This is a genomic window from Methylophaga sp. OBS1 (assembly GCF_026319365.1).
In genome coordinates, this window is sequence record NZ_JAPDMS010000001.1 from 132,741 (window position 1) to 158,391 (window position 25,651).

General features: G+C 51.5%; 24 protein-coding genes. 15 read left to right on the top strand and 9 right to left on the bottom strand.

The annotated features are described in order from the left end of the window. Window positions 1-5: 5 nt before the first annotated feature. The 11 genes from OMQ46_RS00630 to folC are packed head-to-tail and all read left to right on the top strand — an operon-like array spanning window position 6 to window position 11,680. Window positions 6-593 carry a YceI family protein gene (locus OMQ46_RS00630; RefSeq protein WP_266234967.1) on the top strand — a complete coding sequence of 196 codons (588 nt, stop codon included), beginning with the start codon at window positions 6-8 and terminating at the stop codon, window positions 591-593. 19 nt (window positions 594-612) lie between these two features. Beyond that, window positions 613-1,251, top strand: a complete 639-nt coding sequence (gene leuD, locus OMQ46_RS00635) for a 3-isopropylmalate dehydratase small subunit (RefSeq protein ID WP_266234969.1) — start codon at window positions 613-615, stop codon at window positions 1,249-1,251. A 30-nt stretch (window positions 1,252-1,281) separates the two neighbouring features. Beyond that, the gene (leuB, locus tag OMQ46_RS00640) at window positions 1,282-2,352 is read left to right on the top strand and encodes a 3-isopropylmalate dehydrogenase (RefSeq protein ID WP_266234970.1); all 1,071 of its coding nucleotides are present in this window, start codon (window positions 1,282-1,284) and stop codon (window positions 2,350-2,352) included. Between the two features lie 21 nt (window positions 2,353-2,373). Continuing rightward, entirely contained in the window at window positions 2,374-3,396 is a 1,023-nt protein-coding gene (locus OMQ46_RS00645; RefSeq protein WP_266234971.1) for an aspartate-semialdehyde dehydrogenase, read from the top strand. 30 nt (window positions 3,397-3,426) lie between these two features. Then, a complete protein-coding gene (locus OMQ46_RS00650) occupies window positions 3,427-6,003 on the top strand; it encodes a FimV/HubP family polar landmark protein (protein ID WP_266234973.1) in 2,577 nt (858 codons plus the stop codon). Between the two features lie 12 nt (window positions 6,004-6,015). Further along, window positions 6,016-6,795, top strand: a complete 780-nt coding sequence (gene truA / locus OMQ46_RS00655; RefSeq protein WP_266234975.1) for a tRNA pseudouridine(38-40) synthase TruA — start codon at window positions 6,016-6,018, stop codon at window positions 6,793-6,795. 36 nt (window positions 6,796-6,831) lie between these two features. Then, a complete protein-coding gene (locus tag OMQ46_RS00660; protein WP_266234977.1) occupies window positions 6,832-7,446 on the top strand; it encodes a phosphoribosylanthranilate isomerase in 615 nt (204 codons plus the stop codon). Next, a complete protein-coding gene (trpB, locus tag OMQ46_RS00665; RefSeq protein ID WP_266234978.1) occupies window positions 7,439-8,659 on the top strand; it encodes a tryptophan synthase subunit beta in 1,221 nt (406 codons plus the stop codon). Before OMQ46_RS00660 ends, trpB begins: the two co-directional genes overlap by 8 nt. A 10-nt stretch (window positions 8,660-8,669) precedes the next feature. Beyond that, a complete protein-coding gene (trpA, locus tag OMQ46_RS00670) occupies window positions 8,670-9,491 on the top strand; it encodes a tryptophan synthase subunit alpha (protein WP_266234980.1) in 822 nt (273 codons plus the stop codon). Between the two features lie 21 nt (window positions 9,492-9,512). After that, window positions 9,513-10,370: an acetyl-CoA carboxylase, carboxyltransferase subunit beta gene (gene accD, locus OMQ46_RS00675; protein WP_266235921.1), complete on the top strand. Its 858-nt coding sequence runs from the start codon at window positions 9,513-9,515 to the stop codon at window positions 10,368-10,370. A gap of 11 nt (window positions 10,371-10,381) precedes the next feature. Continuing rightward, a complete protein-coding gene (folC, locus tag OMQ46_RS00680; RefSeq protein ID WP_266234982.1) occupies window positions 10,382-11,680 on the top strand; it encodes a bifunctional tetrahydrofolate synthase/dihydrofolate synthase in 1,299 nt (432 codons plus the stop codon). Between the two features lie 2 nt (window positions 11,681-11,682). Here folC and OMQ46_RS00685 read toward each other — a convergent pair whose 3' ends face one another. The 3 genes from OMQ46_RS00685 to trmB all read right to left on the bottom strand — a co-directional run bounded on the left by OMQ46_RS00685 (window position 11,683) and on the right by trmB (window position 15,490). Next, window positions 11,683-13,485: an AMP-dependent synthetase/ligase gene (locus tag OMQ46_RS00685; RefSeq protein WP_266234984.1), complete on the bottom strand. Its 1,803-nt coding sequence runs from the start codon at window positions 13,483-13,485 to the stop codon at window positions 11,683-11,685. A 9-nt stretch (window positions 13,486-13,494) separates the two neighbouring features. Beyond that, complete coding sequence (locus OMQ46_RS00690) at window positions 13,495-14,718, bottom strand: OmpP1/FadL family transporter (RefSeq protein WP_266234985.1); 1,224 nt, start codon at window positions 14,716-14,718, stop codon at window positions 13,495-13,497. Between the two features lie 85 nt (window positions 14,719-14,803). Next, window positions 14,804-15,490: a tRNA (guanosine(46)-N7)-methyltransferase TrmB gene (gene trmB / locus OMQ46_RS00695; RefSeq protein WP_266234987.1), complete on the bottom strand. Its 687-nt coding sequence runs from the start codon at window positions 15,488-15,490 to the stop codon at window positions 14,804-14,806. Between the two features lie 385 nt (window positions 15,491-15,875). On the opposite strand from trmB, the gene edd reads away from it, so the two are divergent. Further along, window positions 15,876-17,699 (top strand): phosphogluconate dehydratase, encoded by a 1,824-nt coding sequence (gene edd / locus OMQ46_RS00700; protein ID WP_266234989.1) that lies wholly within the window; start codon window positions 15,876-15,878, stop codon window positions 17,697-17,699. Between the two features lie 28 nt (window positions 17,700-17,727). Beyond that, complete coding sequence (locus OMQ46_RS00705; protein WP_266234990.1) at window positions 17,728-18,360, top strand: bifunctional 4-hydroxy-2-oxoglutarate aldolase/2-dehydro-3-deoxy-phosphogluconate aldolase; 633 nt, start codon at window positions 17,728-17,730, stop codon at window positions 18,358-18,360. A 732-nt stretch (window positions 18,361-19,092) separates the two neighbouring features. On the opposite strand, the gene OMQ46_RS00710 is transcribed toward OMQ46_RS00705, so the two are convergent. The 3 genes from OMQ46_RS00710 to OMQ46_RS00720 form a co-directional block, all read right to left on the bottom strand. After that, window positions 19,093-19,836 (bottom strand): DNA-binding domain-containing protein, encoded by a 744-nt coding sequence (locus tag OMQ46_RS00710; RefSeq protein WP_266234992.1) that lies wholly within the window; start codon window positions 19,834-19,836, stop codon window positions 19,093-19,095. Then, window positions 19,829-20,677, bottom strand: coding sequence for a DUF692 domain-containing protein (locus OMQ46_RS00715; RefSeq protein WP_266234994.1), 849 nt, complete (start codon window positions 20,675-20,677; stop codon window positions 19,829-19,831). Before OMQ46_RS00715 ends, OMQ46_RS00710 begins: the two co-directional genes overlap by 8 nt. A 65-nt stretch (window positions 20,678-20,742) precedes the next feature. Then, window positions 20,743-21,495, bottom strand: a complete 753-nt coding sequence (locus tag OMQ46_RS00720; protein WP_266234996.1) for a hypothetical protein — start codon at window positions 21,493-21,495, stop codon at window positions 20,743-20,745. Between the two features lie 207 nt (window positions 21,496-21,702). On the opposite strand from OMQ46_RS00720, the gene OMQ46_RS00725 reads away from it, so the two are divergent. Both OMQ46_RS00725 and OMQ46_RS00730 read left to right on the top strand, forming a co-directional pair. Next, the gene (locus OMQ46_RS00725) at window positions 21,703-22,683 is read left to right on the top strand and encodes an ABC transporter permease (protein WP_266234998.1); all 981 of its coding nucleotides are present in this window, start codon (window positions 21,703-21,705) and stop codon (window positions 22,681-22,683) included. Continuing rightward, the gene (locus OMQ46_RS00730; protein ID WP_266235000.1) at window positions 22,676-23,497 is read left to right on the top strand and encodes a ferritin-like domain-containing protein; all 822 of its coding nucleotides are present in this window, start codon (window positions 22,676-22,678) and stop codon (window positions 23,495-23,497) included. Before OMQ46_RS00725 ends, OMQ46_RS00730 begins: the two co-directional genes overlap by 8 nt. 1 nt (window position 23,498) lies before the next feature. On the opposite strand, the gene OMQ46_RS00735 is transcribed toward OMQ46_RS00730, so the two are convergent. The 3 genes from OMQ46_RS00735 to OMQ46_RS00745 are packed head-to-tail and all read right to left on the bottom strand — an operon-like array spanning window position 23,499 to window position 25,628. After that, a complete protein-coding gene (locus OMQ46_RS00735; RefSeq protein ID WP_266235001.1) occupies window positions 23,499-23,813 on the bottom strand; it encodes an RnfH family protein in 315 nt (104 codons plus the stop codon). Further along, window positions 23,800-24,240 carry a type II toxin-antitoxin system RatA family toxin gene (locus OMQ46_RS00740; protein WP_266235003.1) on the bottom strand — a complete coding sequence of 147 codons (441 nt, stop codon included), beginning with the start codon at window positions 24,238-24,240 and terminating at the stop codon, window positions 23,800-23,802. The genes OMQ46_RS00735 and OMQ46_RS00740 overlap by 14 nt, the downstream gene beginning before the upstream one ends. Window positions 24,241-24,257: 17 nt before the next feature. Beyond that, the gene (locus OMQ46_RS00745) at window positions 24,258-25,628 is read right to left on the bottom strand and encodes a sodium-dependent transporter (RefSeq protein WP_266235004.1); all 1,371 of its coding nucleotides are present in this window, start codon (window positions 25,626-25,628) and stop codon (window positions 24,258-24,260) included. Window positions 25,629-25,651 lie beyond the last annotated feature (23 nt).

Here is a 25,651-nt window from a genome sequence, read left to right on the forward strand (position 1 = left end):
AGATAATGAAATATCTTCACAGAACCGTTTATTTATTGAGTTTATTGCTGGCATCCACTATGGCTTCAGCGGCTTCCTGGCAGGTGGATAATGGCAAATCTCAACTCAGCTTTGTGTCGGTCAAGAAAAATAATATTGCTGAGGTCCATCACTTTGACTGGATTGCAGGATCTGTCAGCGAGGCGGGTGACCTCGCGCTTGAGATCGATCTGACCAGCGTCAATACCGGCATCGAAATCCGTGACTCGCGAATGAAAGAGTTTTTCTTTGAGGTCGATGCCTATCCAACAGCTGCTCTGCAGGCCAGGATCGACCCCGCCATGATTGCCGAGCTCGAAGCGGGACAATCAAACAATCTGACCGTGGATGCTGAACTGGATCTACACGGACAGAAACAAGCCGTGACAATGACGTTGCTGGTCACCAAAGTCAGTGACAGTGAGCTGCTTGTCGTCTCCAATCAGCCGGTCATTCTCAATGTGGCTGATTACGACTTGGTCAAAGGCTTGGAAAAATTACGTGAACTGGCCGGTCTGCCCAGCATCAGCCAGGCGGTTCCAGTCAGTTTTTATTTAACATTGAACGCGATGTAAAAGAGGTTTAATCCGCGTCATGCAAAAGTTTTCAGTTGAAACCGGCATTGTTATCCCTATGGACAGACCTAATGTGGATACCGATGCCATCATCCCCAAGCAGTTTTTAAAATCCATCAAACGTACCGGCTTCGGTCCCAATCTGTTTGATGAATGGCGTTATCTGGATCATGGTGAACCAGGTCAGGACTGCAGTCAGCGGCCGATAAATCCCGACTTTGAGTTGAATCAGCCGCGTTATAAAGGCGGTACCATCCTGCTGGCCCGGGAGAATTTTGGTTGTGGTTCCAGCCGTGAACATGCGGTCTGGGCCCTGGATGATTTTGGCATCCGTGTCATTATCGCGCCGAGCTTTGCTGATATTTTCTTCAGTAACACCAGCAAGAACGGCATTCTTGCTATCACGCTGGAAGAGGAGCTGATCAACAAGCTGTTTGCTCAGGTTGAAGCCACGCCCGGTTACCAGCTCAAGGTTGATTTAGCGGCGCAGACGATTACACTGCCCGATGGTGAAGTTATCGAGTTCGAGATTGACAGCTTCAAAAAGCACTGTCTGCAGGAAGGACTCGATGATATTGGTCTGACGCTGCAGCACACCGCTGAGATCGAAGCCTACGAAGCCAAACGTAAGCAGGAAGCGCCCTGGCTGTTTTCCTGAAACCAGATAGAGCAATTTAAAGAAAGTAAAATGACAAAAAAAATAGCAGTTCTGCCCGGCGACGGGATTGGTCCTGAGATCGTTGCCGAAGCGGTCAAGGTATTGGAAAAACTCCGCACTGAAGGACTGGATATCAGTCTGGATTATGGGCTGGTTGGTGGTGCCGCCTATGACGAGACAGGCACTCCGTTACCAGAAGCGACGCTGACCATGGCCAAAGAGGCGGATGCGATTCTGCTTGGTGCTGTGGGTGGCTACAAATGGGAGTCACTCGATATCAGTGTCCGTCCGGAAAAAGGCTTGCTGGGTCTTCGCAGCGAACTCAACCTGTTTGCCAACCTGCGTCCTGCCATCCTGTATCCGCAACTGGCCGGGGCATCCACGCTTAAACCGGATGTCGTCGCCGGTCTGGATTTGATGATTGTGCGTGAGCTGACAGGCGGTATTTACTTCGGCCAGCCACGCGGTATCCGTACGCTGGAAAATGGTGAAAAGCAGGGCTATAACACCCTGGTTTATCGTGAAAGCGAAATCCAGCGTATCGGTAAGGTCGCGTTTGATATCGCTGGTAAACGCCAGGGCCGTGTGTGCTCGGTGGATAAGGCAAATGTGCTGGAGTGCACGGAACTCTGGCGTGAAACTATGACAGAATTGGCGAAGGATTACCCCGCTGTCGAACTGAGTCACATGTACGTGGATAACGCGGCGATGCAACTGGTGCGGGCACCCAAGCAATTTGACGTGATGGTGACCACCAATATGTTCGGTGACATTCTGTCTGACTGTGCCTCCATGCTGACGGGTTCTATCGGTATGCTGCCATCGGCATCACTGGATGAAAACAGTAAAGGGATGTACGAGCCGATTCATGGCAGCGCCCCGGATATCGCGGGTCAGAATATGGCTAACCCGCTGGCAACCATTCTGTCAGCTGCTATGATGTTACGTTATACGCTCGATGAGGCCGTCATGGCTGATCGAATCGAAAATGCTGTGAGCCAGGTGCTGGATAACGGTCTCAGAACGGCCGATATCTATTCAGAAGGCAGCACCCGAGTATCGACATCGGAAATGGGCGATGCGGTGGTCGCAGCACTTTAAACCCAAGACAAAAGGTGAAATGTGAGTAAACAAGTTGATGTTGCAGTCGTAGGCGCCACCGGCGCTGTCGGTGAAACCATGCTGGAGATTCTGCACCAGCGTAATTTCCCGGTCGGTAAAGTCTATGCACTGGCCAGTGAGCGCAGTGCCGGCAGCAGAGTCAGTTTTGGTAACAAATCACTGGTCGTTGAAGACCTGGCGACATTTGATTTCTCCAAAGTTCAGGTCGGCCTGTTCTCGCCAGGTGCCAGCGTGTCTGCGGAATACGCACCGAAAGCGGCCGCTGCCGGATGTGTGGTGATTGATAACACCTCACAATTTCGTTACGACAAAGATATCCCCCTGGTCGTACCGGAAGTAAATCCGGAAGCCGTTGCAGACTACAAAAATCGCGGCATTATTGCTAATCCCAACTGCTCTACCATTCAGATGATGGTGGCACTGAAGCCGATTTATGATGCGGTTGGTATCACCCGCGTTAATGTCTGCACCTATCAGGCAGTTTCAGGCTCGGGTAAGCCGGCGATGGACGAACTGGCCAAGCAGACAGCGGATTTGCTTAATGGTCGTCCGGTAGAATCCAGTGTTTATCCCAAGCAGATCGCCTTCAATGTGCTGCCGCAAATTGATGTGTTCCAGGATAACGGCTACACCAAAGAAGAAATGAAGATGGTGTGGGAGACCCGCAAGATCATGGGTGATGAGAATATTCTGGTGAACCCGACAGCAGTGCGTGTACCCGTTTTCTTTGGTCACTCGGAAGCGATTCATATCGAAACCCGTGACAAGATGACTGCTGAGCAGGCAACCGAATTGCTGAAGCAGTCTCCGGGCATTGTTGTGCTCGACGATCGTAATGATGGCGGCTATCCCACCGCTGTGACGGAAGCCTCTGGTCATGATCCTGTCTATGTCGGCCGTATCCGTGAGGATATCTCTCATCCAAACGGTTTGAATTTGTGGGTAGTTGCGGATAATGTTCGTAAAGGCGCAGCACTGAACAGCGTACAAATTGCAGAAGTTCTGGTCGAAAACTACCTTTGATCAGCGCATAGGAAGGGTGAGGGGATGACGATGAAGAAACAGGTTCTGGCCGGAATGGTGGCGGCTGCCACAATGGGTTTTTTCACGCCTCTCACCAGTCACGCTTTTGGCCTAGGTAAGATTGAGGTCATGTCGGCTTTGAATGAACCTTTCAAAGCTGAAATTGGCCTCACTGCACTGCAGCCGGATGAAAAGGATAACTTGCAGGTGAAAATGGCATCTGATGCTGAATTCACCAAGGCAGGTCTGAATCGCAGCATCCTGCTGAGTCAAATGCAGTTCGACATCGTTGAGTCGAATGGCCGTGACAAGATTCTGATTACATCCAAGCAGCCCATCAAAGAACCCTTCCTTGATTTTTTGATTACGGCCACAGCGGGGTCTGGCATTCTGCTCCGTGAGTACACGGTATTACTTGACCCGCCTGAATACGTGACACAAGCGGTTCGTGGCACTGAACGGCCCAGTGAACCGACAACACCATCGACTCAGACCTCGACTACGGATCGCTATCTGTCTCAAAATACAGATAACAGTCCCGGTAGTTATGCGGTAAAACGAAGTGACACACTCTGGAATGTCGCAGCTAATACCCGACCGGATAACAGCATCACAGTGCATCAGATGATGATGGCGCTGCTCAACGCCAATCCCAGGGCTTTCAAAAATCAGAATGTCAATGGTCTTCAAGCCGGTGTGACACTCCAGATTCCCCCGCGTAGTGAGATCACGGCAATGTCGCCCGCTGAGGCGAGAGCCGCCTTTACCGAACAGAATTCAGCCTGGAAGAACCGCAACCAACAGCCTGTCTCTTCTGCGCCTGCCGCTCAGGTAGCAACACAGTCTGAAGACCCGAACACCGAGGCTGATACTGCGTCGGCACAGACGCAAACTGACCAGACCGACAGTGAAGCGTCAACATCGAATGTTGATACTTCGGACGCAGCGTCATCAGATGGTCGTCTCAAGCTGGTTGCACCTGAAGATGCGGCGACATCAGAAGATGACGCCTCACCTAACGTGGCGGGCAATGAAGATATCAAAAAGTTAACTGAGCAATTAACACTGGCTCAAGAAACCATCGAAGCGCAAACTCAGGAAAACATCGATTTCAAACAGCGTATGGATGCCATGGAAGAGCAACTCGAAACCATGCGTCGATTGATTTCACTGAAAGATGCTGATCTGGCCCGCTTACAGTCGATGCTTGAAGAAGAGGACCCGGCGCTTGCTGATCAGGCAGCCATGATAGTCGACTCTGAAGCGCCGTCAGCGCCATCAGCTGACTCTAATGACACTCCCGCTGAGACTGAACTTGAGGATCAGGAACCAGGCTCAGACACTGAAGATGAAACCGAACAGCCTTCACCGGTGCAAACAGCCGCAGATGAGGATGTCATCAGCACGACCGCACAAGCACTTAATCTTGAAGCTGACGAGGTACATTCCACCATCGATCAGGTCAAGCAATTCCTCAATGACAACAAACTACCGGCTGCGTTGGGCCTGTTGTTGGTATTACTGCTGCTTTGGTTACTGGCGCGTCGCAACAACCGTGATGTGAGCTGGGATGAAGCGGTGAAAAAAATGGACAAAGGGGCTGATAATGAGGTCTCAGACACCACGGTAGTCGCCCCGGTGACAGGTGACGACATCACTGATGCACCGCTATCGGAACAAGAGCATGAACAGGAAAAATCGGTTGCAGAACTGGTTGAACAAGCGGATATGTTCGTGGGGTATGCTGACTATGTACAGGCCAGGAACTCGCTGGAAGAAGCCAGAAATATTGAGCCTGATAACACGCTGGTAGCCTACAAATTATTGTTTGTGTTGTATAAGCAGCAGCAGACAGAAGCGTTCATTTCACTGGCGGAAGACACGCCGTTCGATACGGAAAGCTTTGAATGGTCCGAAGTCAAACAATGGGGACAGGAGTTGTCTCCGGCCCATTATCTGTTTGTCGAGCAGCAAACAGCCACTCAGGATGATGAAGTGAATACTGATGACAGTATGACCGACTTCGAGCCTGAGCCTGCGCCTGCGCAAACCGCCGCTGAAGATGAAGACAAGGACAATGATCACCTTGAGTTCAACCTGGCTGATGTTTCTGAGACTGGATCCGAATCTCAGTCTGAGCCCGAGCCCGAAACAGAAGCACAGGAAAGCACTGACAAACAGGTCGTGGATGATCTGGATGATGATTTGTTATCTTTCGATACCAACTTCGGCTTCGATGACAAAGACGAACTGTCTGACAGCGAGCAGGATGATAGCGCTTCACTGAACCTGGATATCGCTGAAGAAGGGGAGCGTGAAGAGACATTATCCTTTGATGAGGATTTTGCCACGGAGACTGCCGAAGCAGAACAAGATCTGCCCGATGAAAATGATTTCACTGCATCTACGGAAGATGAGCCTGACCTGGAGTTTGATATCGGTGATCTCGACGACATTGACGAGGCAGAGACCAAACTGGATTTGGCAGCGGCTTATGTTGATATGGGCGATCCGGAAGGGGCGCGCAGTATCCTGAATGAAGTACTGGCAGAAGGTAACGAAGAACAGAAGAATCGGGCTCAGGCATTGCTCAATTCCCTGTCTTAAAAGGGAGTGAATGTGAGGATTGCGCTCGGCGTTGAATATGCCGGAACCCATTTTTGTGGCTGGCAGTACCAGCCGCATTCCCGCACTGTCCAGGACGAACTGCAAAAAGCGGTGTCGACAGTCGCCAATCATCAGGTAGAAGTGTTCGCTGCCGGCAGAACAGACACCGGTGTTCACGCACTTAATCAAGTTGTTCACTTCGATACCGAGTCGGTTCGGGAGCAGCGTGGATGGCTTCTGGGTATTAATGCCAACCTGCCCAAAGATATATCTGTCAATTGGGTCAGGGAAGTTGACGATGACTTCAACGCCCGCTTTACAGCGATTAAGCGCAGTTATCGTTATCTGATTCTGAACCGGCTAAGTCGTTCAGCAGTGCATCACCAACGAATGTGGTGGCACCATCATCCACTGGATATCGGACGCATGCGTGCGGCCGCTGAGCAACTGGTTGGTCGTCATGACTTCTCATCCTTCCGAGCCAGCGAATGTCAGGCCAAAAGTCCAATCAAAACCCTGGATAAAATTGCTATCAGCAAGCAGGGTGATTGCATTGCTGTTGATGTCGAGGCACGCTCTTTTCTCCATCATATGGTGCGTAACCTGGTCGGTGTGATTGTGTCGATTGGTGATGGCAGTAAGCCGGTCGAATGGGCGGGGGAAGTACTGAGAAGTGCTGACAGAAGTCGGGGCGGTGTTACTGCGCCGCCGGATGGCCTTTATCTGGTCGATGTTCGTTATCCATCAGAATATTCTTTACCAACAGTGTCGGGTTTTCCGGTGCTCTGGTAAAGTATCACAACGATCAACGAGCGATATCAGAACGCAATGAGAACCCGTGTCAAAATCTGCGGCATGACGCGTCGCCAAGATGCTGATTTTGCAGCCGAAAATGGCGCTGATGCGATAGGCTTGGTATTTTACCCGTCCAGTCCCCGTGCGCTGACTGTTGCGCAGGCTCAGGAAGTCGTGGCTGGCATCGCCCCGTTTGTTTCGGTGGTCAGCTTGTTTGTGAACCCGGAAGCAGAACTGGTTTCACAGTGTCTTGACGCATTACCCATTGATATAATCCAGTTTCATGGTGATGAAAGCCCGGCATTTTGTGAGCAATTCGCCAGGCCCTATATCAAGGCCATCCGAATGAAGCCGGGTATAGACCTGAAAAAAGCAACAGAGGCCCATCGCAAAGCCAGTGGCTTTTTGCTGGATGCCTATCAGCCCGGTGTGCCGGGCGGTACCGGTAAAACATTCGATTGGTCTCTAATCGCCGATATTGATAGGCCCGTTATTCTGGCCGGTGGCTTGAATGCTGACAATGTTCGGCAGGCGATACAACAAGTGCGACCTTTCGCGGTAGACGTCAGTGGTGGCGTTGAGCGTGAAAAGGGGATAAAAAGTCATGAAAAGATGAGCGCTTTTATGAGAGAGGTAGCTAATGCTTGAGCAGCATATCCACGATTACTTTAAAAACTTCCCGGACTCACGAGGACACTTCGGCCCTTATGGTGGTCGTTTTGTAGGTGAAACCCTGATGGGAGCCATCTATGAGTTGGAACAGGCTTATCAGCAATATCGCGATGATCCTGATTTTCTGGCCGAAATGGACAAGGATCTCAGTACTTTTGTCGGCCGTCCTTCACCTCTCTATCTGGCGGAAAACTGGTCTCAGAAACTCGGCGGGGCGCAAATCTATCTCAAGCGTGAAGACCTGAATCATACCGGCGCGCACAAAGTAAATAACACCATTGGTCAGGCATTGCTGGCCAAACGCATGGGTAAGAACCGTATCATTGCTGAAACCGGTGCCGGTCAGCACGGTGTTGCCACGGCCACAGTCGCTGCACGGCTGGGTATGGAATGTGTTGTTTACATGGGTGCTGAAGACGTTGAGCGTCAGGCACAGAATGTCTACCGGATGAAATTGCTGGGGGCGCAGGTGGTGCCGGTCGAGTCAGGCTCACGTACGCTGAAAGACGCACTGAATGAAGCACTCCGCGACTGGGTCACCAATGTCGACGATACGTTCTACATTATCGGCACTGTAGCCGGGCCTCATCCTTATCCCGCCATGGTGCGTGATTTCCAGTCCGTCATTGGTCGCGAAACCAGACAACAGGTCATGGAGAAAACCGGAAAGTTACCTGACGCGCTGTTAGCGTGTATCGGTGGCGGTTCAAACGCCATTGGTTTGTTCTATCCCTTCATTGAAGACGAGTCAGTAGCGATGTACGGTGTCGAGGGGGCTGGGCACGGTATTGAAACCGGTCAGCATTCAGCGCCGCTGAGCGCCGGTGTCCCCGGGGTGTTACACGGTAACCGTACCTATCTTATGCAGGATGAGAATGGTGAAATCATCGAGACTCACTCGATTTCAGCCGGTCTTGATTATCCGGGTGTCGGCCCTGAACACGCCTGGTTGAAAGATATCGGTCGTGCCAATTATGTCTCTGTAACCGATGATGAAGCGCTAGCAGCATTTCATGAGTTAACGCGTACCGAAGGCATTATTCCGGCGTTGGAATCCAGTCACGCACTGGCTTATGCCAGTAAACTGGCCCCAACCATGACCTCGGATCAGACGCTTGTCATCAACCTGTCGGGTCGCGGTGATAAAGACATGCATACCGTTGCAGCCATGGCTGGTTTGAATTTCTAAGGGAGTCACAATGAGTCGCATTAGCCAATGTTTCGAAAGTTTAAAAGCCGATGGTCAGACTGCCCTGATCCCTTATGTCACAGCGGGTGATCCTGAACCCTGGGTCACTGTGCCGCTGTTGCATGCGCTGGTTGATGCCGGTGCTGATATCATCGAGCTCGGTATTCCATTCTCAGATCCCATGTGTGATGGACCGGTCATTCAAAAAGCCTGTGAGCGCGCGCTTAAAAACGATGTCAGCATCAGACATGTGCTGAAAATGGTTAAGCAGTTCCGCGAAAAGAATAAAGAAACCCCAATCGTGTTAATGGGATATGCCAACCCGATCGAGGCCATGGGCTATCATAATTTTGCTGAACTGGCCAAAGACGCCGGTGTTGATGGGGTGTTGACAGTGGATGTGCCACCGGAAGAATCTGATGAGTTTCGTCAGACCATGGATGAGCATGACATTGATACTATTTATCTGGTCGCGCCGACCACGTCTCCCGAACGCATGGCAACGATTGCCAGCTTCGCCCGCGGCTTTATTTACTACGTCTCAATCAAAGGGATTACCGGCGCTGCCGCCCTTGATGTGAGTGAAGTCTCGCAAAAGCTGTCACTGCTGCGTGAAAAAACCTCACTGCCATTAGGTGTCGGTTTTGGTATCCGTGATGGTAAATCCGCTGCTGCTGTATCGGAAATCGCTGACGCCGTCGTCGTCGGCTCAACTCTGGTTCGCTGCATCGAAGAGCATGCTGATAAACTGGATGAATTACCCGCTGCTGTCGCCGGTTTACTGGCTGAAATGCGTCATGCGATTAACGCCCGTGACCTGGCCAGTGCCTGATTGCAAATTTAAGGTGAAATGATGAGTTGGTTTGAGAGATTACTTCCGTCCAAGATCCGCACTACGGCTCGCAGTCGCTCAGTGCCTGAAGGCGTCTGGTGTAAATGCCCAAGCTGTGACAGCGTACTCTATCGTGCTGAACTGGAACGCAACCTGATGGTTTGCCCAAAGTGCGAACATCATCAGCGTATCGGTGCCAGAGCCCGTCTGGAAAGTTTTCTGGATGAAGATGAACGAAAAGAAATTGCACCTGACGTCAAACCTATCGATACATTACGTTTTAAAGATAGCAAACGCTATCGTGATCGCATCAGCCAGGCACAGAAAAATACCGGTGAAAATGATGCGCTGATCGCGATGCAGGGAAAAATTAACAATCTGCCGGTCGTTGCCGTCGCCTTTGACTTCAGTTTTATGGGCGGTTCCATGGGGTCTGTTGTCGGCGAGAAATTTGTTCGCGCCGCCCAGGAAGCGCTGAAGCATCATATCCCCCTGATTTGCTTTTCTGCCAGTGGCGGTGCCCGCATGCAGGAGGGCTTGTTCTCTCTGATGCAAATGGCGAAAACCAGTGCCATCCTGACCCAGTTGAGCGATGCCGGGATTCCTTTCATTTCGGTAATGACAGATCCAACTATGGGCGGGGTCTCTGCCAGTCTAGCCATGCTGGGCGACATCAATGTAGCTGAACCCAAAGCGCTGATCGGCTTTGCCGGTCCCCGCGTGATTGAACAGACTGTCCGTGAGACTTTGCCCGAAGGTTTTCAGCGCGCAGAATTCCTGCTCGAGCATGGGGCGATAGATATGATTGTGGATCGCCGTGATATGCGTGACCGGCTCAGCAATGTGCTGACTTTGCTGCAGAAACGCGCTGCGGTCTGATAAGGACACCAATGCGCTTTTCTTCTTTGTCGCAGTGGCTGGCGTGGCAGGAACACTTGCACTTCAGGGATATCGATCCGGGACTGCAACGCGTCGGCACCGTCTGGCAGAGAATGAAAGGCAGCAGCCAGTTGCCTTTCAAACTGATCACCGTTGCCGGCACCAATGGCAAGGGATCGTCAGTGGCGATACTGGCTGCTATTTTGCAAGCGGCGGGCTATAAAACCGCCACTTATACCTCGCCCCATTTACTGCGCTATAACGAGCGTATCGCTATCAACAACGTACCCGCCAGCGACCAGGACATCTGTGAAGCATTCCAGCGTATTGATGATGCCCGTGGCGATGTGTCGCTGACTTACTTTGAGTTCGCTACGCTGGCAGCGGCAGATATCTTCTGTCGTGAACAGGTTGATGTCGCTGTACTCGAAGTCGGTATGGGGGGGCGCCTGGATGCGGTCAATCTGTTCGATACCGATGTGGCACTGATCACGCCAATTGGCCTGGATCACATGGCCTGGCTGGGTGATAACCGTGAACTGATTGGCCGGGAGAAAGCAGGAATTATCCGTAGTGACAAACCCGTTGTCTGCTCAGAAGCTGTCCCACCGCAGACAGTGATTGACTATGCAGCGTCGCAGACAGCGCCGATCTTTATACAAGCGCGTGACTATGCTTATCAGGATTTTAACCAGCAGTGGCAATGGCGTAACGACGATGTCAGTCTGGAAAAACTGCCCCTGCCAGTACTGCCTGGTAAATACCAGTTACAGAACAGTGCTGCCGTATTGCAGGTCTGTCATTTATTGAATCAGCAGGGATTGAAGATTTCTGAAGAGGCCATACGTCATGGTCTGAAAACAATACGCCTGTCCGGACGTTTCCAGATAATTCCGGGGCCTGTTACCCGTGTACTGGATGTGACTCATAATCAGCAGGGCGCTGAAAACCTGGCCACAGTGCTGGAAGAGACTCAAACCGGTGGCAAAACTTATGCCGTACTGGCGATGCTGAAGGACAAAGACTGCCAGGCTGTGGCCAAGGCACTGAACGTGGCGGTGGACGGCTGGTTCCTGGCTGGGCTGGACGGAGATAGAGGCATGAGCGGTGCCGAGCTTGGCAGTCAGATTGCCTCCGTCACTGGTGCAGATAAAACACACTGTTTCGAGACTGTGAAACAGGCCTATGAGGCTGCAATGAATGAAACTGTGGCTGGCGACAGAGTACTGATTTTCGGTTCATTCCACACGGTGGAAGCAGCCATGTTGTTTCTGCCTGAGTGTCAGCAGCCGGTCTCCCGGGCGAGTTAACCTCACTGCTGATACAGGCGGGTAATTTCAGCCTTGTGGTGTTCGAGCACCTTAGCGCGTTTGATTTTCATGGTCGGCGTCATCATGCCATTTTCAATCGTCCATGGTTCCAGCCTGAGACTGACCCGCCGGATTTTGGCGTAGGCAGGAAAGTCATGCATTAACTGACGCAGACGCTGAATGACAAATTGATGCAGTGATTTATCATCCAGACTCGCGTTTTCCATTGGGTTCAATTTCAGTTGCTTGGCCAGGCTGAACCACTTATCACTGTTTAAGACCAATAAAGCAGAAAGATAAGACTGCCCCTCACCGACAATCATTGCCTGTTCAAACAGGGCGTCGGATTGAATAGCCACTTCCATATCGGCCGGCGGGACTTTCTCGCCATTGCTAAGCACCAGAATATCCTTAATACGACCGGTGATAAAAATGTGGCCGCTGCTGCTGATTCTGGCCTGATCCCCCGTATGCAGCCAGCCTTCAGCGTTGATAGTCTGTGCCGTCGCTTTATGATTATTCCAGTAACCCAGCATATTGCCGGGACCTCTCACCATCAGTTCCTCGTTATCACCGATTTTAACGGCAACACCGGGAATGGCGCGGCCCACACTGGCGGGGAAGTTGTTATTGGGCTCATTAACACTGACTACCGGGCTGGTCTCAGTGAGACCGTAACCCTGTAATAAATTCAGGCCCAGACCGATAAAGAGTTTCGATGCCTGTTCCGGCAGGGGCGCACCGCCACTGACAGCCAGACGCATCCTGCCACCCAGTCGTTCCAGTACTTTACCGGCAACCAGTTTGTTTAAGAGGGGCAGCATAACAAAGCCCGGACGCCAGCCACGCCTGCCCTGACGGTAGAGGAAGTGAGACCAGCCGATATTGGCATTGGCTTTGAACAGCATGCGGCTCAGCATGCCTTTCGCGGCCAGTTGTGTTTGCAGACGCGTATAGATACGTTCGAAAATTCGCGGTACCGCAATCAAAATAGTCGGTTTGACCAACTGTATATCATCAGCCAATTGAGAAATACCTCTGGAATAGGCGACGGTAGCGCCAGCCATGATCGGCAGGTAATAGCCGGCAGTTCGTTCCAGGGTATGCGACAGAGGCAGAAAGGACAGAAACAGATCATCACCGAGAATATCGAAATACTGTAGTGAGCCGGCAGCGACAGAAAGCATGTTGTGATGACTGAGCATCACGCCCTTGGGTCGCCCGGTGGTGCCGGAGGTATAAATAATTGAAGCCAGCTGATGCGGATCAGCATCCCAGTCCCTGACCTTATCGGCATGTTCCGGTAACCAGTGGCTGGCATAAACCAGAAGTTCATCGTCGGGCTCATCGTCGTCATGATTGATGATAACCCGCCGCAGGCTGTGTTCTTCAGTAATGGATGACTGGAGCCGTTTCCATTGATTGAGGTTCTGCAGAAACAAGCATTTCACATCAGCGTCTTGCAGAATATAAGCCACATTGTCCGGCCGGTCATCAGGGTAAAGTGGTACAACTACAAGCCCCAGTCCCATTGCCGCCTGATCGAAAAATACCCATTCTTTACTGTTACGCAGATTGAGCGCTACGCGGTCGCCCGGTTCCAGCTTCTCAGCCGCCATCGCCTTCTGCCAGCGGGCTACCTCCCGGGCAACATCACGCCATGAGGTATCTGACCAGTCATTAATCTCAGTGGAGTAGCTCTTGTAAGCCACCTGATCCGGCGTGCGTGCCAGGCGCTCAAGAAATAATCCGTAGAGCGTGCCGGCTTGTTCTGCTGAGATGTAATCTGTTCCTGCTAGTGCCATTAATCCGATCTACATCAGCCAACGAAGTTGCAGCCCCACAATATCGACACTGGCATCATATTTACCGCGGAGGTTATAGATACTCTCGGATTCATTGATGCGAGGGTCATCCATAAAAAGGTGTGCATAGGCCGCATCAATAACGATGTTATCAGAGTATTGATAGCTGGCACCAAACGCTACCCATTTGCGGTCATTACCGGGAATACGTGCAGTTCGGAACCCACTGCTGGGTATCGGTGTTTCATCGTAGGCAACGCCAGTACGGAATTGCCACTTGTCGTTATATTGATAGCTGAGTCCGATGCCGTAACGCATGCTGTTATCCCAGTTTTCTGGCTTATCGGTTGATAGAATCCCGTCTGATTCAATCACCAGTTCTTCAAATCGACTCCATCGGGTCCAGGTGGCATCAGCCATGATGGCCCATTTATCATTCAACTGATGATGTATTGCCAGGGAGACTGTCTCAGGTAAGTCCAGATCGGCGCTGATATCTTCCTTGACGCCGAGGGCATCCAGCGTACCGTCGCCTTCCAGAGTGTGAGAAATTTTTGACCGGTAAGAGAGGCCAACACGGGTTTGATCTGTAAACTGGTAGAGCAGACCAAGATTATAGCCATATCCCCAATCGTCACCTTCCAGTTCAACGCCGGCATCGGCAGGAACCTGAGCGACCTTGGTTAATTTGACGTCGATATATTGGGCACTGACACCAAAACCCAGCGACAACTTCTCTGTAGCCTGAATAGCCAGGGTCGGATTGAAGTTGAGCGTCAGCATTTCAGATTTCACCGCCAGGTAACGACCGACCCAGTCATCTTTGTATTCGGTGACCAGGCCGAATGGTGCAGAGACACCAAAGCCTAATGTGACTTTGTCATTGACGGGGTGGCTCAGGTAAAAATTCGGGACAAAAGCGTCATTACCTGCATCGCCACCATCACCCCCAGTGAGAGGATTGCCATTGATAGTGGAACCTTCATCACGAAATTCGGATTGTGGTTTGATGTAATTCAAACCCAGGTCAAGTTCACTACGGTCGAGATACGTGAGGCCAGCGGGGTTGAAAAATATCGTGCTGGCATCTTCAGCAACGGCAGCACTACCGGCAAAAGCCCGGCCCAGACTGGTGATGCTTTGCTCCTTGATGGCAAATCCGGCAGCAGACACCGTCCCGGGTAAAGCTGCGATTAATACGAATGCTGAAATATTTTTTAGTTTCGAGTTCATAGTCAACCACTTGCATCATTTTCTTAACTAGCAGTCTAAACTATATTAAGCCATCAAATGACGCAAGCATTTATCATTAATCTCATCAAACCCGTCTGAATAACAAGTCCCATACGCCGTGACCAAGGCGGTGCCCACGCTGCTCGAATTTGGTTATCGGTCGGTAGCTTGGCCGTTCAATAAAGCCGTCATCATTGCCACAGTTAACAAAGCGCTGATTGGCAGAAACATCGATCAGCATCTGTTCCGCATAATCCTGCCAGTCAGTGGCCAGATGCAAATGGCCTTCGTGCTTGAGTTTGTCGGCCAGCATCGTGACAAAAGCAGGCTGAATAATGCGACGTTTATGGTGTCGCTTCTTATGCCAGGGATCAGGAAAATAAATCTGCACGCGATCCAGACTGTTATCCGGTATCCGGTGCCTGAGTAGTTCAACGGCGTCAGTACAGGCAACGCGCACGTTATTGAGTGCTAAGGTTTGAATCGATTTAAGCAATTGACCGACACCAGGTCGATGAACCTCAATCCCGATAAAGTTCTGTTCAGGCTGATTTTGAGCCATTTCAGCCAGAGAAGCACCGTTACCAAACCCGATTTCAAGCACGACAGGCGCATGGCGGCCAAACAGGCTATCCAGGTCGATAGCTTCGTGAGTGTCATCGATGCCAAAGCGGGGCCAGAGTTCATCAAGCGCTTTCTGCTGGCCGGGCGTCAGCCGGCCCTCGCGACGGACAAAACTTCGAATCGGACGCATGACTCTGGATTCAGACATCGTGGACTTTTTCCTGCTGGTAAATAAACCTGCGATCATACCGCAATGGTGGTTTACAGGGGATCCCAAATTAGCTTGTTTGTCCCGATTTACCGGTTTAGGATCGGGCGTCGAATAAACGATAAACAGAACTGTCTCACTGTTGTATTTCAGCGACCTTGAAACTGGTAGAATATCAATATAAGTGGGCTGTCAGTATCGCTAAAAAGTGGCGTCAGCTGTAGCTTTACCATGCATCATGGCCGAAGCGAAACGAATTCGACATATGCCAAAATAGACCTTTCAAGGTATAATGGTCGGTCTTGACACAAAATCTTCGGGACATTCCGAGCCCGGCAATCCTTTGCAAACACATCAGGCAAAGCATTAAAGAGAGAAGGAAACTATGGTTCATCCAGTATTAGAAAGCGTCACTAATGACGTAATCGAAAGAAGTAAGAAAACGCGGTCGGTCTATCTGTCGCGGATTGATGAAGCTATTGGTAAAGGGCCTCATCGTGCAGTATTAGGATGCGGTAACCTGGCTCACGGATTTGCAGCCTGCTCAATGACAGACAAAGCCGATTTGGCTGGTGATCAAAAAGCCAACATCGCCATCATTTCTTCTTACAACGATATGTTGTCTGCTCACGAGCCGTTCAAGGACTTCCCGAAACTGATAAAAGATGCCGCTCATGAAGCAGGCGGCGTTGCCCAGTTTGCCGGTGGCGTACCGGCCATGTGTGACGGTATCACCCAGGGGCAGCCGGGAATGGAACTGTCTCTGTTCAGCCGTGACGTGATTGCCATGGCGACCGCGGTCGGTCTCAGCCACAACATGTTTGACGCTGCGCTCTATCTGGGCGTCTGCGACAAAATCGTACCGGGTCTGTTGATTGGCGCGCTGAGCTTCGGTCACCTGCCGGCGATTTTTGTACCGGCCGGTCCAATGCCAAGCGGTATGCCTAACAAGGAAAAAGTGCGTATCCGTCAGCTTTATGCAGAAGGAAAAGTCGGTCGTGAAGAACTGCTGCGTGCTGAATCCGAGTCTTATCACAGCCCGGGTACCTGTACTTTCTACGGTACTGCCAACAGTAACCAGATGATGGTGGAAATGATGGGCCTGCATTTGCCCGGCAGTTCCTTCATCAACCCCAACACGCCGTTGCGTGACGCGCTGACCAAGCGTGCAGCAGCACAAGTCCTGAAATTCACCTCACTGGGTGATGACTTCCGTCCGATTGGTCACATGATCAATGAAAAAGCCATCATCAACGCGCTGGTCGGTCTGCTGGCCACAGGTGGCTCCACAAACCACACGATGCACCTGGTCGCTATCGCCCGTGCAGCAGGCATTATCATTAACTGGGATGACTTTGACCGTCTGTCCAAGATTATTCCATTGCTGACCCGTATCTATCCGAATGGCACTGCCGACGTTAACCACTTCCAGGCGGCCGGCGGTATGGGCGTGCTGATTGGCGAATTGTCAGCCAATGGCCTGATGCATACCGATATCCTGACCGTGGGTGATGACAAGGGTATGGAGCAATACACGCAGGAGCCGACCCTGAAAGAGGGCACACTGAGCTGGCAGGAAGGACCGAAAAAGTCTTTGGACCCGGAAGTAGTCAGCAGCGTGACGGCGCCGTTCGCGACCAGCGGTGGCCTGCATCTCATCCAGGGCAACCTGGGCCGCGGAATGTCGAAAATTTCTGCCGTTGAGCCCAAGCATCAGGTCGTCGAAGCGCCAGCGATGGTATTCGACAATCAGGATCACGTGGTTGAGGCTTTCAAACGCGGTGAAATGAATAAAGATGTCATCGTCGTCCTCCGCTTCCAGGGCCCGAAAGCCAATGGTATGCCGGAACTGCACAAACTGACGCCACCACTCGGTGTGCTGCAGGACAAAGGTTACAAAGTGGCGCTGGTTACTGACGGTCGCATGTCCGGTGCCTCCGGTAAGATCCCATCAGCGATTCACCTGTGGCCGGAATGTGCCGATGGCAACCTGATGACCAAGGTCCGTGATGGTGACATGATTCGTCTCGACACCCAGCGCGGTGAACTGAACGTGCTGGTCGACGAAGAAGAACTGAACTCACGCATGGCTTGTGTGATGGCAAATACGGAACATCATTACGGCATGGGCCGTGAATTGTTCGATAGCTTCCGTCAGGGTGTCTCCACCTCTGAGACCGGCGCCATCAACATGTTCAATGTCGAATAATCAACAATAAGCTGGAAACGCCTTATCCATGTCGAAAACAATTCATGAAATTATGAAAGTTTCACCGGTCGTGCCGGTGATGGTGATCAACAATGCCGACCATGCTGTGCCACTAGCCAAAGCTTTGGTCAAAGGCGGCCTTAAAGTGCTGGAAATCACGCTGCGTACTGACGCTGCGCTGGAATCCATCCGCCGCATCAAAGCAGAAGTGCCTGATGCGATCGTCGGTGCGGGTACGATTATTAATATCGACACGCTGAATGCCGCGATTGATGCGGGCGCTGAGTTCATCGTCAGTCCCGGTACCACAGATAGCCTGATCGATGCCGCCCTGAAAACCGGTGTGCCGCTGCTGCCGGGTATTGCGAACCCCAGCGAAGCCATGCGACTGCTGGAAAAAGGGATCACTGCCATGAAATTCTTCCCGGCTGAAGCGGCCGGTGGCGTCCCCATGCTGAAATCAATCGGTGCTCCGATTCCACAAATCACATTCTGTCCGACCGGTGGCGTCAGCCAGAAAAACGTCAATGACTACTACAAGCTGCCTAATGTCGGCTGTGTAGGCGGCTCATGGATGTGTGCAGCGAATCTGGTCGATGCAGAGAACTGGGATGAAATCACCCGTCTGGCGGCAGAAGCGATTGAACTCGCAACAGCCTGAGTATTTCAAGCATCACTGAAATTGAAAAAGGCGCTAATCAGCGCCTTTTTTATTGGGCGGAATCATGAATAAAGCCGTGTCATGCCGAGCGAAGTCGAGGCATCTTTGAGGTTGGAGAGATCCTTCGACAGGCTCAGGATGACAGGGGTGAGAGTCAAAGCCGTATCATGCCGAGCGAAGTCGAGGCATCTTTGAGGTCGGAGAGATCCTTCGGCAGGCTCAGGATGACAGGGGTAGAGAGTCAAAACCTGTCATGCCGAGCGCAGCCGAGGCATCTTTGAGGTCGGAGAGATCCTTCGGCAGGCTCAGGATGACAAGTGGGATGAATAAAGCCGTGTCATGCCGAGCGAAGTCGAGGCATCTTAGGGCTTTGAGAGATCCTTCGGCAGGCTCAGGATGACAGGGGTAGAGAGTCAAAGCCGTGTCATGCCGAGCGTAGGCGAGGTATCTTTGAGGTCTGAGAGATCCTTCGACAGGCTCAGGATGACAGGGGTAGAGAGCCAAAGCCTGTCATGCCGAGCGCAGTCGAGGCATCTTTGAGGTTGGAGAGATCCTTCGGCAGGCTCAGGATGACAGGGGTAGAGAGTCACAACCTGTCATGTCGAGCGTAGGCGAGGTATCTTTGAGGTTTGAGAGATCCTTCGACAGGCTCAGGATGACAAGTGCGATGAATAAAGCATGTGTCATGCCGAGCGAAGTCGAGGCATCTCACGGGCAGAGAGACGCCACCAATCAATCCCTTTTGAGCAAAACACCACGGTCTAACCAGTCATGAATCAACTGCCGCGCACCCTGCTCAACCACTTCTGGCTGTGAATGCTGCATGGCAGCGACAATATCCTTAACAGACTCATCTCCACGCAGTCCCTGTGACAGTAATTCCAGCAAGCGGGCACTGACCGGATTGAGTTCAATAAACTTAATCTCATCGTGCTCATTGCGCATCACCAGCAAACATACCGGTGTTTCGTTCGCTGATGTTGGTTGGTTCTCAACACTGATTTGATGCACAGGATATTGATACACCAGCAGCCAGGCTAACTGAGATTGCTGATAACGCAGTGCCAGACAATCTTCGTCAGCAATCGGCGTGCGGGAAAATTCAGCTTCATGAATACTTAAAGCCAGTTCCACCCATTCGTAATGTGCCAGTTCCCTCAGAAAAGGCGGATCTGCATCATTGAGCCGTTCATTTTCGAGATAGGCCATAAACTCGCGGGCGATTTCCACGAATAGCGGGGTTTTGCATTGATGCTTAACCATAAAGTCCCGCACCATAGCTTGCCATTGCGCTTCATCATAGAGGCTTCGAATCACCGGAAAAGCGTTTTGCAGCGTGCCGTTGATGTTATTGAAAAACAGATCACGATAAATCGCCATACGCCGGTCTTCGATGTGCGCCGGTGCCGGTTCGCCTTCGGGATTGCGGATGTGTGCGGCGAAGCGGTATTGCGTAGCCTGAAATGAATCAGCCATGCGAGACATGTTTAAACGCTGGCTGTTGCTGATAACGTTGAATGGTGCTGACTTCTTCGATTAACTGCGGCAGTGGCGGGATATTGAAATCGCGCTCAAGCAGAGTGGGTTTGACGCCATGATACTGATAAGTCTGGGACAGCAACTCCCAGACCGGATCGATCACATCGGCGCCATGCGTATCGACAATCAGATCCTCGGCCTCATTGTAGTGGCCGGCAATATGCAGATAGGCAATACGCTCAGTGGGCAGGGCCTTGATATAGTCAATCGGATCGTAACGATGATTGACGCTGTTGACATAGACATTGTTCACATCCAGCAACAGGTCACAGTCCGCTTCTTCAAGAATTGCCCGGGTAAAGGCAATTTCATCCATTTCCTGTCCCGGCGCTGCATAGTAAGAGACATTCTCAATCACCAGTCGACGTTCAAGTATCGACTGAACTTTTTTAATGCGATCAGCGACGTAATGGACGGCTTCTTCAGTGAAAGGAATTGGCATCAGGTCATACAGGTGACCATCGTCACTACAGTAGCTTAAATGCTCGCTGTAACAGCGTATATTGTGTCTGTCGAAAAACTGCTTGAGCCGCTGCAGGAAATGCTCATCCAGTGGGGCAGGACTGCCAATCGACAATGACAGACCATGGCAGAGCATCGGATAACGCTCGGTGATTGCCGAGAATTTACGGCCGAAACCGCCCCCCATTTCCATCCAGTTTTCCGGTGCGACTTCCAGGAAATCGATACCGGTGTCATCCATTTGGGCCAGTTCGTCAATAAAACTGCGGCGCAGGCCGAGGCCGGCACCGTTCACCGGACAAGTTTTACTATTCATAGACGCTCCTGCATTCAGTCTCTGGATCTGTGACGCCTGGGCGGGCGCTTTGTTACAGATGTGGCTTAATCCAGATTGACTTCGAACATGGTGCGATCAACGCCGACATTGCCCGTGGTCGGATCGACCATGTAGACGATCGCTTTATAATGGCCGGATTGTTTGATCTCGGTTTTGCCTGAGAACATGCCCACCGGACCGGTAAATTCAAGCGGCACTTCAGCGAGGGTTTCCTCATCCTGCATCAGGATGGCTTTAACTTCATAGTTATCCGGTTTCCAAAGACCATCTTTGGTAATCGGGCAGCCACACAGCAATGAGGCTTTGGTATAGAACTCGACTTTGCCGCCCTCGAGTACCTGAGTCCAGGCATCGACAATAAAGCCGGGCATGTTAAGAATGATGCCATCACCCAGCAGGTGTTTACCCGGTACGACCCAGGAAGTGACCGTGGCTTCCTGTAGTGACTGCCGGTAGCCATAAGGCCCCATCAGTTTAAATTTCAACAGGCGTGGTGCTTCGAGGTCGACTTCGGCCAGAAATCCGGCAGTTTTATCATCAGTGAGTGTTTGTCCGCGTTTGATCGGGTTTTTGACCAGTAAATCGGTATCGCCGGTCCCGCCATTGATCCAGCCTTCATCCAGAATTTCACCGGTTTCCGCATCTTCAACCACCACGCGCACGCCGCCGACACCGGTACCAATAAATTTGGCATCCACTGCCTGGGCCCGAATCATAATCTTAGTCTCTTCTGCCTGAGCAGGCAGACTCAATGCCATGACCAGGGGTAGCAGTAGGGCGAGAAACAATCTTTTCATGATAGACCTCATGTCATTAATGGAACGGATTACTGTCTTTGTGACTATTATGATTGCGCAATGTTCTGTTTGCATACCTCTATTTCATGACGGCATGCTGATGGCATGGTCAACTGCTACAATGACGCTCTGTGAAACTTGAGGCAAGCGCGTCGGTCATTAATCTGACGTTCTGCCAATCTGGTTACTCCTGACAGGTATCGCTTCATGCTCGCTTATATTATTAGACGGATTCTTTACGCCTTTCCCATACTGTTGGGGGTGAATGCGCTCACATTCGTTTTGTTTTTCATGGTCAACACGCCAGACGATATGGCGCGAATGCACCTGGGTAACAAGTACGTGAACGAGGCGGCAATCGAAACCTGGAAGCAGGAACGTGGCTATGACCAGCCTTTGCTCTGGAACAGTGAGGCAGAGGGTGTCGATAAAGTCACGGAAACCATTTTCTTTGCCAAATCTCTCAGCCTGTTTGTGTTTGAATTTGGCCAGGCTGATGATGGCCGGGACATCGGTGAAGATATCAAGAACCGCATGTGGCCAAGTCTGGCGATCGCAGTACCGATCCTGATTATCGGTCTGATGGTCAATATCACCTTCGCTATGCTGATGGTCTTTTTCCGGGCTACTTATGTCGACCTGAGTGGCGTCATCCTGTGCGTGATTTTGATGTCGATATCCGGCCTTTTCTATATTATTGGCGGCCAGTTCCTGGTCGGTAAAATCATGCAACTGGTGCCGATATCCGGCTACGCAGAAGGCTTTGATGCGACCAAGTTCCTGATACTGCCGGTTGCTATCGGCATTATTTCCGGTATTGGCAGCGGCTCTCGCTGGTACCGGACTTTATTTCTGGAAGAAGCTTCCAAAGATTACGTCCGCACCGCCCGTGCCAAGGGCCTGTCAGAAGTCCGGGTGCTGTTCTCACATGTGCTTAAAAACGCCATGATCCCGATTTTGACCGGTATCGTGGTGGTGTTGCCAACTTTGTTTATGGGCAGCCTGATTCTGGAATCATTCTTCGGTATCCCCGGCCTGGGTAGTTACACTATTGATGCTATTCATGCACAGGATTTTGCGATTGTCCGGGCGATGGTCTTCCTGGGCTCAGTGCTCTACATTGTCGGCCTGATGCTGACCGATATCTCATACACCGTCGTTGATCCGCGGGTAAGACTCGATGGCTGAGTCAATACAACTTCGCGAACAGGCTCTGGAATGCCTGTTAATCGCTGATCCCTGGCTAAAAGCGTCTGCCACTCAGGCACTCTACAAACAGGTCCAGGAACAGGGATTTTCGGTCTCTGATGATAGCCTGGCAGTGCCCGCTTTCCCCGGCCGTCCTGATAAGCCAGAACTGGTTGCACCCCGTGACTTACCGCGTCGCCGCAATAATCAGAAAACCGGTCATGCCACCCTGATTCATGCCATTTGTCATATCGAGTTCAACGCTATCAACCTGGGACTGGATGCCATTGCACGATTTGCCGATATGCCGGAGGCATTTTATGCAGACTGGATGCAGGTAGCTTATGAAGAAGCCACCCATTTTGAAATGCTGGATCAGCATTTACGGACGATGGGATTTGCTTATGGTGATTTCCCAGCCCATGACGGGATGTGGGAGATGGCTCGAAAAACCCATCATGACCCTTTGACGCGAATGGCGCTGGTGCCGAGAGTACTGGAAGCACGTGGCCTGGATGTGACGCCCTCGATGATGAACAAGCTCAGAGGTTCAGGGGATTATCAGGCGGTAGAGATTCTGGAAACGATTTTGCGGGAAGAAGTGGGGCATGTGAAAGTCGGCACCCACTGGTTTAATTTTCTCTGCGAGCAACGTGGACTGGACCCGTATCTGACCTTCAAAGACTTGCTGGAAACTTATTTCAACGGCGAAATTCGCGGCCCGTTTCATACTGATGCCCGTATCGCGGCCGGCTTTAGTGAAGCCGAAATGGCGCTGCTGGAGTCCCAGGCGGTGTATAAAAAACAGGCCTGAATCAGTCTTCTGACGCTTTGGCCTTTTTCTTCGCCATTTCTGCTTTCTGACGACGGGACTCTTTGGGGTCGGCAATCAAAGGTCGATAGATTTCGATCCGGTCCTTGTGATTGAGGCTGGCATTGAGTTTACACATCTTGCCGAAAATACCGACCTTGTCGGTGCTCAAATCAATCTGTGGGTAACGCTCCAGAATGCCGGAACGTTTGATGGCTTCCTCGACCTGGCAGTCGGCCGGCACTTCAATTTCCAGAATCAGTTGCTCATTGGGCAGGGCATAAGCCACTTCAACAACAATATGTTCAGCGTTTTCCATAGATTTCCTGGGCACGTTTGCAGAAGGCATCGACCAGTGAGCCGGAGATCTGGGTAAATACCGGCCCCAAAGCCAAATCCAGCAGCCGGGTGGAAAACTCAAAATCCATATCCAACTGGACACGGCATCCCTGATTGTCACCGATGGGCTTGAATTGCCAGTGACCTTCCAGATGGCGGAAGGGGCCGTCAATCAGTTCGATACGGATAGCATTGCCGTGATCGAGTACGTTTCGTGTTGAAAATTCATGATGGATACCCCCTTTGGCGATATCCAGTGCCGCACAGATCACATCTTCATTTTTATTGATGATACGGCTGCCTTTGCACCAGGGCAGAAAACGTGGATAAGCTTCCACATCATTGACCAGATCAAACATCTGATCAGGCGTATACATCACCAAAGCACTTCGTGTAATGGTAGTCATCAGGTCGGGTTATTGTCTTATATTTTCAGTAGACCGGTCAGGTTGGCAAACACAATCAGGATTGCCAGCGGTGACACGAAACGAATCAACAACAGCCAGCAATAATGCAGAATCCGGCTGCCCATCGCCAACTCATCAGCCGTGCTGGCAGGTTTTATCATCCATCCGGCGAAAATGGCTATCAGTAAGCCACCTAAAGGCAACATGATATTCGCAGTCAGGTAGTCAAGCAAGCCGAAGGCCGTCTTGCCGAACAGCGTCCAGTCCTGACCGATGTTGAATGAAAACAGGGTTAGCAGACCCAGCAGCCAGATAATGCCACAGGACAGCAGGGTCGCATTACGACGACTGAAACCGTGGTTTTCTACCATCCAGGCGACTATCGGCTCCACCAGGGAGATACCGGAACTCCAGGCGGCAAAGACCAGCAGCAGGAAGAAAATACCACCGAAGAACTGCCCACCCGGCATATGGCCAAAGGCGATTGGCAGGGTTTCAAAAATCAGGCTGGGCCCGGCGCCCGGCTCCATGCCGTTGGCAAACACCAGTGGGAAAATGGCCAAACCGGCCAGCAGAGCAACACCGGTATCCATCACTGAAATCGTCACAGACACCTTAAATATAGATGTTTTCTTGGGGAGGTAAGAGCCATAAACCATGATCGCGCCCATCCCCAGGCTCAGGGTGAAAAAGGCGTGGCCCATCGCTATCAGAATTGAGTTCGCAGTCAGCTTGGAAAAGTCAGCATCAAACAGAAAATGCACGCTGCGGGTAAAAGCCTCACCGGTATTGAAAGCGTAACCGACCAACATGATGAGAATGATAAAAAGTGCCGGCATCATAATGCGTACCGACTTTTCCAGACCATGCTGTACCCCACGGGTCACCACAAACATGGTGATAATCATAAACAGCGTGTGCCAGGCCAGCAGCCGCTCGGGGTCACTGACCAGTGCCGAATGAATACTTGCTGCGCCATCCGGGGTGACGCCCTCAAATACACCAAACAAGGTACGCGGGATGTAGGCCATGGCCTGACCGGCAATGACACTGTAATAAGAGAGGATAAAAAAGCCTGCCAGGACCCCCATGGCCCCCAACCAACCCCAGATTCTGGAGCGACCCTCTTCTTCGGCGAGGGACCTCAGGCTGTTTATGGGATTCTGGCGACCCCGGCGGCCAATCAGCACTTCCGCCATCATCAATGGCAGACCAATCAGGGCAATACAGCCGAGGTAGACAATGACAAAGGCACCGCCACCATTTTCGCCGGTGACGTAGGGAAATTTCCAAATATTACCAAGACCAACAGCTGAACCGGTGGCCGCCAGAATAAATGCCCAGCGGGAAGTCCACTCACCGTGTATCGACTTTGCAGGTCTTGCCATGTTTGAGTCCTGATTGATGCACA

Coding starts and splice junctions, on each gene's coding strand:
- OMQ46_RS00685 (WP_266234984.1), bottom strand. CDS start 13,485: ATGGCACTAGCAGGAACAGATTACATCTCAGCAGAACAAGCCGGCACG.
- accD (WP_266235921.1), top strand. CDS start 9,513: ATGAGTTGGTTTGAGAGATTACTTCCGTCCAAGATCCGCACTACGGCT.
- OMQ46_RS00715 (WP_266234994.1), bottom strand. CDS start 20,677: ATGAATAGTAAAACTTGTCCGGTGAACGGTGCCGGCCTCGGCCTGCGC.
- leuB (WP_266234970.1), top strand. CDS start 1,282: ATGACAAAAAAAATAGCAGTTCTGCCCGGCGACGGGATTGGTCCTGAG.
- OMQ46_RS00745 (WP_266235004.1), bottom strand. CDS start 25,628: ATGGCAAGACCTGCAAAGTCGATACACGGTGAGTGGACTTCCCGCTGG.
- OMQ46_RS00650 (WP_266234973.1), top strand. CDS start 3,427: ATGAAGAAACAGGTTCTGGCCGGAATGGTGGCGGCTGCCACAATGGGT.
- OMQ46_RS00660 (WP_266234977.1), top strand. CDS start 6,832: ATGAGAACCCGTGTCAAAATCTGCGGCATGACGCGTCGCCAAGATGCT.
- OMQ46_RS00730 (WP_266235000.1), top strand. CDS start 22,676: ATGGCTGAGTCAATACAACTTCGCGAACAGGCTCTGGAATGCCTGTTA.
- trpB (WP_266234978.1), top strand. CDS start 7,439: ATGCTTGAGCAGCATATCCACGATTACTTTAAAAACTTCCCGGACTCA.
- OMQ46_RS00710 (WP_266234992.1), bottom strand. CDS start 19,836: ATGGCTGATTCATTTCAGGCTACGCAATACCGCTTCGCCGCACACATC.
- OMQ46_RS00690 (WP_266234985.1), bottom strand. CDS start 14,718: ATGAACTCGAAACTAAAAAATATTTCAGCATTCGTATTAATCGCAGCT.
- folC (WP_266234982.1), top strand. CDS start 10,382: ATGCGCTTTTCTTCTTTGTCGCAGTGGCTGGCGTGGCAGGAACACTTG.
- OMQ46_RS00630 (WP_266234967.1), top strand. CDS start 6: ATGAAATATCTTCACAGAACCGTTTATTTATTGAGTTTATTGCTGGCA.
- OMQ46_RS00725 (WP_266234998.1), top strand. CDS start 21,703: ATGCTCGCTTATATTATTAGACGGATTCTTTACGCCTTTCCCATACTG.
- OMQ46_RS00720 (WP_266234996.1), bottom strand. CDS start 21,495: ATGAAAAGATTGTTTCTCGCCCTACTGCTACCCCTGGTCATGGCATTG.
- OMQ46_RS00740 (WP_266235003.1), bottom strand. CDS start 24,240: ATGACTACCATTACACGAAGTGCTTTGGTGATGTATACGCCTGATCAG.
- trmB (WP_266234987.1), bottom strand. CDS start 15,490: ATGTCTGAATCCAGAGTCATGCGTCCGATTCGAAGTTTTGTCCGTCGC.
- edd (WP_266234989.1), top strand. CDS start 15,876: ATGGTTCATCCAGTATTAGAAAGCGTCACTAATGACGTAATCGAAAGA.
- trpA (WP_266234980.1), top strand. CDS start 8,670: ATGAGTCGCATTAGCCAATGTTTCGAAAGTTTAAAAGCCGATGGTCAG.
- OMQ46_RS00705 (WP_266234990.1), top strand. CDS start 17,728: ATGTCGAAAACAATTCATGAAATTATGAAAGTTTCACCGGTCGTGCCG.
- OMQ46_RS00735 (WP_266235001.1), bottom strand. CDS start 23,813: ATGGAAAACGCTGAACATATTGTTGTTGAAGTGGCTTATGCCCTGCCC.
- leuD (WP_266234969.1), top strand. CDS start 613: ATGCAAAAGTTTTCAGTTGAAACCGGCATTGTTATCCCTATGGACAGA.